Below are 12,381 nucleotides of genomic sequence, written 5' to 3'. Positions count from 1 at the left end.
TGAAAGGAGGCCGCTGATGATGCCCGTCGGGACAGATCCTGGCGTGGGCGCTGCGTGAGTGACCGGCCACAATGAAGGGGTGGGAACACTGATCACGTTGAAGGAATGGGCCGCCCTGAACGAGCGCAGCTACGGCTCGATTCGCAACACCTGGGTAAGCCATCCCGACTTCCCGGACCCGAAAAACCCCCGCTCACGCACCGTCATGGGCCGAGGCACCCCCGCCCATGAGTACGACAGCGACGAACTCGATGCCTTCGCAAACCATTGGGAAGCCACCAACCGGCCACCACAGCTGCCCATGCCCGACGAACCCGACGAATACCGAACCCTCGGCGCGATTGCTCGTTTGCTCGGCGTCGACGGCAAGACCGTGACCCAGTACCGCGAGACCATCAACGAACAGGTCGATCACACCGACCGCGGCACCCGCACCATCTACCACACCAGGGGTGTCGTCGAGGTACTCAACAAACGACGCGGTATGGGCATGGCCCGCCCGCGCAAAGACCGATCCCCCGAGTAGCAACTCTTCGCCCAAGGTCATGTCTCCCAATAGCTTCGGTGATCAACACCGCCAGGCCCCGTCCATTGGGTCGGTGCGGCAGCAGTTTCTTTGACATCGAGTAGAGACAACGGAAACATTGCCGATCATCGGGGCGGGCGCATCGGTCTGCCGGGACCGTCAAGGGGGAACAAGCGTGTTCATGCCGCAATTGTTAGATGAGCGCCGGAGGACGGCGTTGTTGGCCGCAGGAATGGCCATGGTGGCGTGTGCGGTAATGACCAGCTGCGGCAGCTCCAGTTCCGAATCGTCTGCGGCTGGCAGCCCCTCGGCGGCAACGACCACCGCGCCGCGAGCGAGCTTCGACCCGCCCAAGACCTTCGGCACGCAAGCTGCCGCGAAAATCGCTATCCCAGATCCGCAGAACTGGTCGAGGGAATGCGCCCTCGCCGACAGCGACCTGAAGTGCACGTCGCGGCGCGGCTGGATGAGCGCCTTAGATCCAGCATCGGGTACCGCTGCCTGGAAGGTCTCGTCGACGCTCACGCCGGTCGAAGTCTCACCGTCCCCCAACTACGGGGTCGTCTCTGCGCCGGTTACCCAGGGTACGACCGTGGTCGGTGCGTTCGCTGGCGTCGTCGCGGCGGTCGGGACAGCTCCCGCCCAAGACGCGATCGAAGTCGTCGCGGTCGATACCACCACCGGCAAGTTGGCGTGGAACGCGGTACTCAACATCGGTGCCTCACCGCAGGACGGGCGTCGGGCGATGGCTGACATCCCCGCGGTCTCGGTGGTTGGGGTCACTGACACCTCTGTCGTGGTCGGTGCGTCCCTTGGGTGGAAGAAGCGGTCAACTTGGGTGCTAGATCGTGCCACGCATCAGGTGAAGTGGCAGAACAACGACTTCCTCGCGAAATATGTCGGTGGCGACACTGTCATCGGTGAAGCGCCAGGCACCCCGGACATGCTCGGGTCAGTCGGAGTCGCACGGAAAGGACTTGCACTCGCCGACGGACATGATCGCTGGACAACTGAGATGCGCGGCAATGAGACGGCCTACCTTGCGCCCAGCGTCTCGAATGCGGTCTTCGTGGTGAGTTACAAGAAGTTCGCGGTCCTTGATCCGACGACCGGAACCGCGATGTACTCGATCGACGACCCCGACGCCAACGGCACTGGCGCAGGTCTGGGCATGACCACCACCTGGAAGTGCTACTACGACAACCGCCAAACGGTGACTTGCCAGAACAAGTCTCAGGTCGCAGGGTTTGACCTGAGCAATCTCACCACCCCGGCGTGGGGGTTTCGGGCCGACAGCCACCGCGTCCCGCCCACAATCACCGCCGCGTACCACGGTGTGCTTTACGGGCTAAACACGAGCAATCAGCCCATCATGCTCGACGCTACGACCGGAAAAGACCTCCCCGGTAACCCTGGGATCGCGCCCGCGATGGTGAACCGGTCCTACGGCATCGTCTCGACCCCGGTGCCGCTCAGCATCAACGAGACCAATGGGATCGTGTACCGGGCAACTTCATAGTCCGGTGTATTCCACGCCACACGGGCCCACCGTGCTGGAATAGGCCGCGACGCTGGGCCTGCCAGCGGGTAGCAGAGCCAGGCGCGCTCGCTTCATGGCGTGCTACGGCGGCCTACGCCCCGCATCGCCATCGCCGCGCGACGACCCCAGTGCTCAGCCAGCAGGTCCGCTACCTGGAGAACGGTACGCATGGTCGCTACCGTCTCGCGGCCGATCGCATCGGCCCTTCGCCACCGCCGCTGAGGTCCTCGGTAGCCAGAGAGCTTTGGTAGTCAGCCCGCCCCGAGACCGGCCGATACCGTGATCAGCCGGCTCATAACTCACCATCTGGACCGGCAGCGGGCCCGGCACCGCGACGAGTGTTGGCGCCGTGCTGATGAACCCGCACGATCGTCGAATCGACCGAGACCACCCAATCGAGGTTCCCGGTCGCATCCGCCAACGCGGTCAACGCGACCAGCACCCGATCCCAAGTGCCATCGGCGGCATATCGGCGGTGCCGTTTCCACACCACTGCCACGGACCGAACACCTCGGGCAGATCACGCCAGGGCATCCCGGTCCGCAACCGGACAACATTCCCTCCACGACCTGGCGGTTGTTGGAGAAGTTACCGGCCCACGCGGCCATCGGATTTCGGTAACAGCAGCTCGAGCAGTTCCCACTGATTGTCCATCAGAACCTGATGCCGATCACCGACAGTCTCCGCCACTGCGAACATGATGCCCGATCTGACGGGCTACCGGCCGTGAACCGAAGATCCGATTGGGAGACATGACCTAGCAGCCAGGCGCAAGGTGCGAAACGTACTGTCTCCCTATGCGCATGGCCAGATACCAGCCAAATGGTGACAACACAGTCCTCCGTATGGCTATCTACGAAGTTTGGGGTTCGAAGTGCTACCTCTGTACGCAGCCTAAGGACTACAACGACATCGAGATCGATCACATTCTGCCCAAGACCGCCAGCCAAGCGCAGTTGAGGGTACTCGTATCGCAGTTGGCTTCCCACGAAGGCACCGTCTACGACGTGCACGACCCTTATAATTTGGCGCCCATCTGCGGCCCCTGCAATGTCAGAAAGCGCGACATCGACCTGACGCGCTCTGGGATCTTCGCCACATACCTCCATCTAGCCCAAGAGCGTCGCGCTCAAGTTGCGCGCCGCGTCGAAACCTTCGCTACGGCGGGAAAAGTCAGCAAGTCGCTTCTCGTCGCGTTGAAGGCGAACATTCGGGATCCCGCGGCAAGGAAGGCACTCGACCGTCACGGGCCAGCAATCATTCAGAAGTTCGCTCTTATGGATCCAGCAGTAGCCGAAGGTTATGTGATCCATAGGGAGCTAGCGTTTGAAGACCGGAACATCTGCTGCCGTGTTCACATATTGCTCGACAACGTCGCAAGACGGGCTATCCAGCTGCTCGAAGATGTGGCTGGAGCAAGGCTGGAATCTGTGCTGGATGACCCGATACGGGACCTTGAAGACCAACTTGTTGAGCATATACGGGAAGCGCTGCACGAGTTCCCGGAGATCATCGACGCACCGCAACGCAGCCATCTGCGGGGAACGATCGATGTTGGGATCGAGTCCGTCGTACTGGACAGGCAAGGAACGGAGTTCGAATTCCGGTTCCGTGGCGACTATGAAGCAAACTTATCGGCACCGACCGATGTAACGAGCGAGGAGGAGAGCCACATGCAGCATGCGGACGCAGATGCTCGTTGCGACGGCACAATACTTTTCGCCGCGTGGTGGAACCCGGCGAAGGACCGCGAGCTTGAATCCAGTGACTGCACAATTTCGATTTCTTACGAGAACTACCAGATAGAGGGCACCGACCACACCGGCAGCCGGTTCAGGGCGAGTTTCGGGACAGGAGAGGACGACGCGGACAACAGCACCATCTATTGAGTGAACGAACCAGCTCCACACGAGGCCCAAACGCCATCGCGTTCCACCCGCTACGTCTCTTGGCAGGTCCCCGATATCGAGTCCACCCGGTCATAGAGCCCGGGTTGTGTTCGATCCGTTTCAGTTGATACTGCAGGCCACCGGATGGTGGCGGTGGCTGCAGCGGGCAGAGTACTCGGCCGGGGTCAGATAGCCCAGCGCCGAGTGCCGATGCCGTAGGTTGTGCTCGGTTTTGAAGTCGCCGATCACGACCCGCGCTTCGAGCAAGCTCGTCCAGTGGTTGCGGTTGAGGCATTCCGCCCGCAACCTGCGGTTGAACGATTCGATATGGCCGTTGTTCCATGGCGTGCCCGGCGGGATATATGCCAACCCGACCCGGCCGTCGCAGAACTGTTGCAGCGCAACAGAGATGAACTCTGGTCCGTTGTCCATCCGTAACACCTTCGGCGGCCCGCCGGCCGCGTCGAAGACCTTGGAGAGCTCGGTGACCAACCGGTCGGCGGTGATGGACCGCTCGACCAGGTGTAGCAGCGACTCGCGGGTGTGTTCATCGATCATCGATGCGATCTTCACCGCCTTGCCATCGATGGTGGAATCGAACTGGAAGTCCAACGCCCACACCACCTTCGGCGCATCAGCATCGACCTGAGGGACCGAGGAGATCCCGGCCCGTTTTCGTGGGGAATGCGCCCGGATCTGCAGGCCTTCCTCGCGCCAGAGCCGGTGGACCTTCTTCTTGTTCACCTCCTGGCCCTCGTCATGACGCAGTGCTGCCCACGCACGCCGGAACCCGTGGCCTGGATGTTTGGTCGCGTACACGCGCAACCAGGCCCGAAGATCGGCATCCGGGTCAGCGGGGTCTGCGCCAGAGGTGAACGTCTGTAGGTGGATCGAGCGAGCCCAACAGCTTTGCAGGCCAACCGTTCCGACATTCTCAACGTGTCTTTGAGCATGTCCACGGCGCGGCGTTTAGCGGCTGGGCTCAGAATTTTCCCTTCGCGACCTCGCGCAAGGCGTCTTTTTCCAGCTCGGCGTCGGCCAGCAGACGCTTGAGCCGGGCGTTCTGTTCGCGGAGTTCTTTGAGTTCTTTGGCGGCGTCGGTGTCCATGCCCGAGTACTGGCGGCGCCAGTTGTACAAGGTCGCCGCGGAAACTCCCAGCTCAGCAGCGATCTGCTCGCCTGTTTTGCCTTCCGCGGTCAACTCGTCCGCGCGACGCAGCTTGCGCACGATGCCCTCCGCGGAATGCCGCTTCCGACCAGCCATAACTCTCAGTGTCCCTTCCAGCCCACGTCGGGGCCAACAGGACTCTAATAGCGAGTGGTCTCATCCACGGGGGTCAGGCCACTCTCTCGGCAACCAACGCCAACGAGTGCGTCAACTCGGCAATGCCACCACTTTTCGAGGCGAATACCGGCGACGAACTCGACTGCTACGCCCCCCGGCCACTACGCACGAGGGACCCCAATCGGGGGCCTAGCCCGAGACCTTCGGACCCCGTCCCTCGGCTCTCGCGGGTCAGCGAATCGCAACCCGGTTTCCCGAACCCCGGGCGGGGAATTGTCCGACGAACCAACTAGTCACCCGCATCAGAAACCCGACTGTCGCGCGCACTGCAACCCCTTCGAGCGAAGCAGCCGACGTGACCCCCTCAAGGCCACCCCGGACAGAGGGAAGGGCGGGGGCTTGACGAAGCCATGATCGTAAGACCACAGGTCGGACACGCCGAGCAGCCCGACATGCCGCACTCGCAGGAGGTAGGGCACCTAGAGCTCATCTGCACCAGCCGATGGGCTACGACGTGATCACCGACACATAGGTAGCCAATAGATTGCTGTCTCGAAAAACCCGTCGGCGTGTCGGATTGCGACACGCCGACGGGGTCTCAGCCCCCGACGCGGCAACGTGGGCTGGATACGCGCACAGGGGTAGCCGAACTCATCCCATTCTCGTCCCATCGCCCAGGAAACCACCACGGGAAACGCCAGGTCGCAGTAGGAAGCAATGGGAAGTATGGAAATAGGCCATTACCTGGCAAAACAGGCCACTACCGGGCGATCAGGAAATTACTCTGCGCGATGATGCAGAAGTTCCGGATCCGGGACGGATCGGTGAACGTCGTATCGGCAAAACTGGAAGCCACTCCACTCCTCGAGGGGTATCGGCGAACTGCGCCCATCGTCCCATGCACCCAGCCACACACCTGTCACCGGTGCACCCGACCGCGAGTAGACGACACATTTCACCCAGCCACACCCCCGCCACCGGTACACCCCACCGCGAGTAGACGACACATTTCACCCAGCCACACCCCCGCCACCGGTACACCCCACCGCGAGTAGACGACACATTTCACCCAGCCACACCCCCGCCACCGGTACACCCCACCGCGAGTAGACGACACATTTCACCCAGCCACACACCTGCCACCGGTGCACCGAAGTGCGAGCGGATGACACATTTCACCCAGGCACCCCCTGTCACCGGTGCACCGAAGTGCGAGTCGGCGTTATATTTCAGGAATGGCCAGCAGTTGGAACAGTCTCGGCAAGCAGCTCGGCGTCATCGCCAAGGAGCAGGGGCCCAAAATCGTGCGCAAGCAGGGGCCGCGACTGCTCGAGAAGCTGGTGGACGCACTGGCGACCAAATCAGGACCCGCCGTCGCAGTGCGCCCGACGGCCTCGACACCCGTGCCGACGGCACATCGCGCCCGCCAGATCGTCTACTGCCCGCAGCTCGACGGGCGCGCCGACCCCGGCGAGATCGTCTGGACCTGGGTGCCGTTCGAAGAAGACCCGACCAATGGCAAGGACCGGCCGGTGCTGGTGGTGGGACGCGACCGCAAGACCCTGCTCGGACTGATGCTGTCGTCCAAGGCCGACCGTGCCCACGACCGCAACTGGGTCGGGATCGGCACCGGGCCATGGGATCACGACGGCAGGCCGAGCTGGGTGCGGCTGGACCGGGTGCTCGACGTGCCGGAGGACGGCATCCGGCGCGAGGGCGCCATCGTCGAGCGCAAGACCTTCGACCTGGTCGCGCACCGCTTGGTCGCCGAATACAGCTGGAGCTGAACGACCATCGAACCCCGACCCGGTTACACCGGATCGGGGTTCGATGGTTCCCAGCTCAGGAGTGCACGTCCTTGGACCGGCCGAAGATCAGGCCGTAGAGCAGTGCGCCCAGCGCCCCGCCGATCAGCGGGAACACGATGAACGCCCACACCTGCGCCATCGCACCGTCCTGATACGGCGCGACCCCCAGGCTGCGCGCCGGGTTCACCGAGGTGTTGTCGATCGGCAGCGACACCAGGTAGATCACCGTGAGAGTGACGCCGATCGAAAGCCCGGCCAGCGGCACGTCGGAGATCTGATCGGTCGAGGCGAGCACCACGAACACCAGCAGCGCGGTGAGCATCACCTCGATGATGATGGTGGCCGCCAAGCCGTACCCGTTCTGCACCACGACCTCACCAAGCGGCCCGGTCACCGCCGAGGGGCTGTGCGCACCCCAGCCGTTGGCGCCGAGACCATCGACCGGGCGGTCGTAGGCGGGCAGATTGTTGGCCAACGCGAACAGCACCAGTCCGGCGAGGAACGCACCGACCAGCTGGGCGATGACGTAGGCGACCGCGCCCATCGCGCTGATCCGCCCGAGCAACAGGTGCCCGAGTGTGACAGCCGGATTGACGTGGCAGCCCGAGATCGGCCCGATCGCATAGACCAGAAACAGCAGCGATAACCCGAAGGCGAAGGCGATACCGAGCGCGCCTACCCGATCGCCCGCCAAAACCATCGTGCCAACGCCACAGATCACGAGGATGAAAGTGCCGAGCCCCTCGGCCACCCACTTCTTAGGCTCGGGGACTACTTCGATTTCGACGAGTTCCTGTGCAGTGGGAGACATCGGCTGCCACCTCTCCGGGAGGAATCATCCCCGCGGCGAGCGGGGTCCGCACGAGCCTCTCGGACACTACGCGAGGCGGGTGACCTCCACAACGACCTCGAGGTCTGTCGAGCCGCCCCCGGAGAACACGCCTTTCAACGGCGGCACATCCGCGTAGTCACGACCGACACCGACCGACACGTGCTGTTCGTTGACGGCGAGATTGTTGGTCGGGTCATACCCCCACCACTGCCCGGTCCATGCCTCGATCCACGCGTGCGACTGACCCGCCACCGTCTCGCCGATCTCCGCGCCCGCCTTCGGATGCAGGTAACCCGACACGTAGCGACTGGGAATTCCCATGCTGCGCAACAACACCAGCGTCAGATGGGCGTAGTCCTGGCACACGCCTCGGCGCTCGGCGAAGGCCTGCAACGCCGAGGTGTGCACCGAGGTCGTGCCCGCGATGTAGTCCATTTCCTTGTGCACCCACTCGGCCGTGCGCACCACCGCCTTGGCCGGCTCCTCACCGCGCGAGAGCTGGCGCGCCACGGTCGCCAGTTTGCGATCGTGCGGCACATAGGCGGTGGGGCTGAGCATTTCGTCGAACCGGTCGACGACACGCCCGCCCTGCAGTTCGTCCCAGCTCAGTTCCTCGGCGGGTTCGGCGAACGGTTCGGTCTCCACCACCGAGGACCCGGTCACCTCGAGTTCGGTGTGCGGTGCGTGCAGGTCGAAGGCCGTGACCGCGGTGCCCCAATAGTCGGTGTAGCGATAAGCCCTGGTGGCAGGCACGGTTTCGACGCGATTGAGGATCACGTTCTGTCTGCTGTCGGCGCGCGGGGTGAGCCTGGCCTCGTTGAACGATCGCGTCACGGGCGCGTCGTAGACATAGCCGGTGGTGTGCACCACCCTGATCCGCCAGCTCATAGCTCTCCCTCTACCTGCACGCGGCTGTCCTGCTTGCTGCGCACATCGGTCCACGCCACCCACGGGGCGGCGTGGAAGTACTGGCGTGACACGGCTTCGCTGAGCTCACGGCACGATTTCTGCAGGGCGAGCAGGCGGCTCTGCAGATCTTCCAACAACACTCCCGGCGGCAGGAATTCGAGTTCGCTGCGTGCGCGTCCGAGCACCCGTTGCGCCTCGTGGCGCGCGCCGACGCGGCTGCCGGGTCGCTGATCGAGCTCGGTCAGGCAGGCCTCGGCGACCCGCAGCGTGTGGAACACCGAACGCGGGAACAGGCGGTCGATCAGGATGAACTCGGCGACCCTCGCGGCGTCGAGGGCACCGCGATGGGTGCGCAGGTAGGTGTCGTGCGCGCCCGCCGAGCGCAGCACCGTCACCCAGGCGGGCGAGGAGGTCTTGTCACCGGCACGCGAGAGCAGCAGCCGCACCATCATGTCGACGCGTTCGATGGAGCGGCCGAGCAGCAGGAAGCGGTAGCCGTCGTCGCGACTCAGGGTCGAGTCGGTCAGTCCGGTGAACATCGCCGCCCGCCCCTTGATGTAGGAGAAGAACTCGTGCGGGCCGAGGCCACGTGCTGCCCGCTCGGCCGCGGCCATGCCGTTGTAGGTGGCATTGAGACACTCCCACATCTCGCTCGAGGTGACTTCGCGTGCGCCGCGGGCGTTCTCGCGAGCCTTGGTGATGGAGTCACTGATCGAGACGCCGTGGTCGTGGCTGTAGGCGACGAGATCGGTAACCGACCACACGTCCAGTCGCAGGCCCTCGGGCGGTTCGATCCCGAGCACCTTCAACAGCACGCGGGAGGTGCGGTCCGCGTCGACGGTGGCGTCTTCGAGCAGCTGGTGCACTGCCACGTCAAGGATGCGCGCTGTGTCGTCGGCGCGCTCGACGTATCGGCCGATCCAGTAGAGAGATTCGGCGTTTCGGGCAAGCATGTCTCTATTCCCCGATCAGCCGCTGTGTCTGCTGCTGTTGCTGCTGTTGCTGATTGGCCTGCGGCGTGCTGAGTTCGCGACCGAGTTCGAACGAATCCGCTTGCGGCGGTTCGCTGACGAGTTCGGGTCCGGCCAGTTCCCGGTCGACCGACCCCGCGCGCCCGGCCAGCACCCAGGTGTCCTTGCTGCCGCCGCCCTGACTGGAGTTCACCACCAGCGAGCCCTCCGGCAACGCGACCCGGGTGAGACCGCCGGGCAGCACCCAGATGTCGTCGCCGTCGTTGACCGCGAACGGGCGCAGGTCCACGTGGCGGGGCGCGAGATCGTCACCGATCTTGGTCGGCACCGTCGAGAGCTGCACCACCGGCTGGGCGATCCAGCCACGCGGGTCGGCCTTGATCTTGCGCTTGATCGCCTCCAGCTCGCGCGGTGACGCGTCGGGCCCGATCACGATGCCGTAGCCACCGGAACCCTCGACCGGTTTCACCACCAGTTCGCCGACCCGATCGAGCACTTCCTCGCGTTCGTCGTCGAGCCAGCAGCGGAAGGTGTCGACATTGGGCAGGATCGGCTTCTCGCCGAGGTAGTACTCGATGATCTTGGGCACGTAGGTGTAGATGAGCTTGTCGTCGCCGACGCCGTTGCCGACGGCGCTCGAGATCACCACGTTGCCCGCGCGAGCGGCGTTGAGTACCCCGGCCACGCCGAGCACGGAGTCGGGGCGGAAGTGCATCGGGTCGAGGAAGGTGTCGTCGATGCGCCGGTAGATCACGTCGACCTGACGCTCGCCCGCCGTCGTACGCATATAGACCACGTTGTCCCGGCAGAACAGGTCGCGACCCTCCACCAGCTCGACGCCCATCTGCCTGGCCAGCAGCGAATGCTCGAAGTAGGCGGAGTTGTGCACGCCCGGCGTGAGCACCACCACGGTCGGGTCGACCTCGTTGGGCGCCGCCGAGGCCCGCAGCGCGCGCAGCAGGTGGCCCGGATAGTCGCCCACCGCGCGCACCCGGTGCGAGGAGAACAGATCGGGGAAGACCCTGGCCATCGTGCGCCGGTTCTCCATCACATAGGACACTCCCGACGGCGAGCGCAGATTGTCCTCCAGCACCCGGAAGTCGCCTTTTTCGTCACGGACCAGGTCGATGCCGGAGACGTGGATGCGCACGCCGTTGGGCGGTACCAGCCCGGCGGCCTCGCGATGGAAGTGTTCGCACGAGGTGACCAGCCGCTTGGGGATCACCTGATCACGCAGAATGTTCTGTTCGCCGTAGACGTCGGCCAGGAACAGCTCCATCGCGGTAACCCGCTGTTTGATCCCGCGTTCGAGCTTGGCCCACTCCGCGGCGGCGATCACCCGCGGCACCAGATCCAGCGGGAAGGGCCGCTCCTGACCCGAGAGGGAGAAGGTGATGCCCTGGTCGATGAACGCGCGGTCCAGTGCGTCCGATCGTTTGGCCAGGTCATCGACGTCATTGGCCGCCATCGCGGCGTGGATGCCCTTATAGGGCGCCCGCACTCTTCCCGACCCGTCGAACATCTCGTCGAACGCGTCAGCGAAGCGGCCGGGGCCGTACCCCTCGAACAAGCCGGTGTGCGTGGCTGCCGGACGTCCGTTCGTTCTCACCATCGCCGGTGATGCAGATCGAGCCGTACCCGGCGCAGTGGTGGAGGTCATGACAAAAACTGTGCATCACCCGGCAGCAGCGTCGTGTGTGACACAGGTAAATTCTTTGCATCACCTGAAAGGGGTGAAATCGGCGTCGTCTCCCCGGTCCGGTGGATGCAGGGCCGATTTCGCCGGGGGGTGCCGAGCTGGTAACCTCGATCTTCGGCGCGGTGTTACCCGTAGTTCAGCACCATCTGCTGCATCGTGGGCGCGCGCCCGACGAGCTTTCAAGGAATACCACCCAGCGACAGGAAACCAGAGGATACAGGCGTGGCCAACATCAAGTCCCAGATGAAGCGGATCCGTACCAACGAGGAAGCGCGCAAGCGCAACCAGTCGGTCAAGTCCGCGCTGCGCACCGCGATCCGCAACTTCCGTGAAGCTGCTTCCAGCGGTGACAAGGAAAAGGCTGCTGAGCAGCTGCAGTTCGCGAGCCGCAAGCTCGACAAGGCCGCGTCCAAGGGCGTCATCCACGCCAACCAGGCGGCCAACAAGAAGTCCGCGCTCGCGCTGGCTCTGAACAAGATCTGATCGTCGGCGAGCCTGGTGCTCGCTGGTAGTACTTCGTAAGACGCAGCCGCCGTGGCCTCGATGACCACGGCGGCTTTTGTCGTTCCCTTCGGTGCTCATTTGTCAGCTTCGCGAGGGCCTAGTTGGTCATGCTGCGCTACCGCCTCCGGCCCGCCGACTCAGCTGACCGGCTACCATTCGCGCCATGTTGACGGTGTACGCGAATCAGACGGTGGTACGAGGCGACGACCTGGCCGAGGTGATCCGCGCGGCGGAGATCCTGGGTATCGGTCTCAAAGTCGAAAATGTGATGGTGCCCGACGAGGACGGTGGTTACGGCGCCGCGTGGATTGTCACCCGTGAGGACGAGGTTCCCCTCTACGACGAGTGGGAGGGACGCTACGACGACCTCGACGACGACGAGGATGTGGACGTCTCGCTCGTCGTCGCCGGCGAGTAG

General features: G+C 64.1%; 10 protein-coding genes and 1 pseudogene. 6 read left to right on the top strand and 5 right to left on the bottom strand.

Annotation, left to right across the window (positions count from 1 at the left end; all coding sequences use genetic code 11):
• Nucleotides 1-79: 79 nt before the first annotated feature.
• The 3 genes from ACTWPB_RS07830 to ACTWPB_RS07820 all read left to right on the top strand — a co-directional run bounded on the left by ACTWPB_RS07830 (nt 80) and on the right by ACTWPB_RS07820 (nt 3,955).
• Nucleotides 80-526: a hypothetical protein gene (locus ACTWPB_RS07830; RefSeq protein ID WP_446225011.1), complete on the top strand. Its 447-nt coding sequence runs from the start codon at nt 80-82 to the stop codon at nt 524-526.
• Between the two features lie 175 nt (nt 527-701).
• Nucleotides 702-2,045, top strand: a complete 1,344-nt coding sequence (locus ACTWPB_RS07825) for a hypothetical protein (RefSeq protein WP_446225010.1) — start codon at nt 702-704, stop codon at nt 2,043-2,045.
• Between the two features lie 866 nt (nt 2,046-2,911).
• Nucleotides 2,912-3,955 carry an HNH endonuclease gene (locus tag ACTWPB_RS07820; RefSeq protein ID WP_446225009.1) on the top strand — a complete coding sequence of 348 codons (1,044 nt, stop codon included), beginning with the start codon at nt 2,912-2,914 and terminating at the stop codon, nt 3,953-3,955.
• A 120-nt stretch (nt 3,956-4,075) separates the two neighbouring features.
• Here ACTWPB_RS07820 and ACTWPB_RS07815 read toward each other — a convergent pair.
• Nucleotides 4,076-5,219: pseudogene (locus tag ACTWPB_RS07815) on the bottom strand (IS3 family transposase).
• Nucleotides 5,220-6,475: 1,256 nt separating this feature from the next.
• Here ACTWPB_RS07815 and ACTWPB_RS07810 point away from each other — a divergent pair.
• Nucleotides 6,476-7,027, top strand: a complete 552-nt coding sequence (locus tag ACTWPB_RS07810) for a type II toxin-antitoxin system PemK/MazF family toxin (protein ID WP_357371344.1) — start codon at nt 6,476-6,478, stop codon at nt 7,025-7,027.
• Nucleotides 7,028-7,082: 55 nt separating this feature from the next.
• Here the strand turns inward: ACTWPB_RS07810 and ACTWPB_RS07805 are convergent, their stop codons facing one another.
• From ACTWPB_RS07805 to ACTWPB_RS07790, 4 genes are all read right to left on the bottom strand, one after another.
• Complete coding sequence (locus ACTWPB_RS07805) at nt 7,083-7,859, bottom strand: aquaporin (protein ID WP_446225008.1); 777 nt, start codon at nt 7,857-7,859, stop codon at nt 7,083-7,085.
• 66 nt (nt 7,860-7,925) lie between these two features.
• Nucleotides 7,926-8,768: a transglutaminase family protein gene (locus ACTWPB_RS07800; protein WP_446225007.1), complete on the bottom strand. Its 843-nt coding sequence runs from the start codon at nt 8,766-8,768 to the stop codon at nt 7,926-7,928.
• Nucleotides 8,765-9,742 carry an alpha-E domain-containing protein gene (locus ACTWPB_RS07795; protein ID WP_101463949.1) on the bottom strand — a complete coding sequence of 326 codons (978 nt, stop codon included), beginning with the start codon at nt 9,740-9,742 and terminating at the stop codon, nt 8,765-8,767. Before ACTWPB_RS07795 ends, ACTWPB_RS07800 begins: the two co-directional genes overlap by 4 nt.
• Nucleotides 9,743-9,746: 4 nt before the next feature.
• Nucleotides 9,747-11,372 (bottom strand): circularly permuted type 2 ATP-grasp protein, encoded by a 1,626-nt coding sequence (locus ACTWPB_RS07790; protein WP_446225006.1) that lies wholly within the window; start codon nt 11,370-11,372, stop codon nt 9,747-9,749.
• Nucleotides 11,373-11,681: 309 nt separating this feature from the next.
• Between ACTWPB_RS07790 and rpsT the strand changes: the two genes are divergently transcribed.
• Together rpsT and ACTWPB_RS07780 are read left to right on the top strand one after the other, a co-directional pair.
• Complete coding sequence (gene rpsT / locus ACTWPB_RS07785; RefSeq protein ID WP_056821462.1) at nt 11,682-11,942, top strand: 30S ribosomal protein S20; 261 nt, start codon at nt 11,682-11,684, stop codon at nt 11,940-11,942.
• Nucleotides 11,943-12,126: 184 nt separating this feature from the next.
• Nucleotides 12,127-12,381: a hypothetical protein gene (locus ACTWPB_RS07780; protein WP_378637424.1), complete on the top strand. Its 255-nt coding sequence runs from the start codon at nt 12,127-12,129 to the stop codon at nt 12,379-12,381.

This window comes from Nocardia sp. IBHARD005 (assembly GCF_052814245.1).
Note: the sequence above shows the minus strand (reverse complement) of the source record. Positions and strands in the feature narration are given on the sequence as shown.

Coding starts and splice junctions, on each gene's coding strand:
- ACTWPB_RS07795 (WP_101463949.1), bottom strand. CDS start 9,742: ATGCTTGCCCGAAACGCCGAATCTCTCTACTGGATCGGCCGATACGTC.
- ACTWPB_RS07805 (WP_446225008.1), bottom strand. CDS start 7,859: ATGTCTCCCACTGCACAGGAACTCGTCGAAATCGAAGTAGTCCCCGAG.
- ACTWPB_RS07800 (WP_446225007.1), bottom strand. CDS start 8,768: ATGAGCTGGCGGATCAGGGTGGTGCACACCACCGGCTATGTCTACGAC.
- ACTWPB_RS07820 (WP_446225009.1), top strand. CDS start 2,912: ATGGCTATCTACGAAGTTTGGGGTTCGAAGTGCTACCTCTGTACGCAG.
- ACTWPB_RS07810 (WP_357371344.1), top strand. CDS start 6,476: ATGGCCAGCAGTTGGAACAGTCTCGGCAAGCAGCTCGGCGTCATCGCC.
- ACTWPB_RS07780 (WP_378637424.1), top strand. CDS start 12,127: ATGTTGACGGTGTACGCGAATCAGACGGTGGTACGAGGCGACGACCTG.
- ACTWPB_RS07790 (WP_446225006.1), bottom strand. CDS start 11,372: ATGGTGAGAACGAACGGACGTCCGGCAGCCACGCACACCGGCTTGTTC.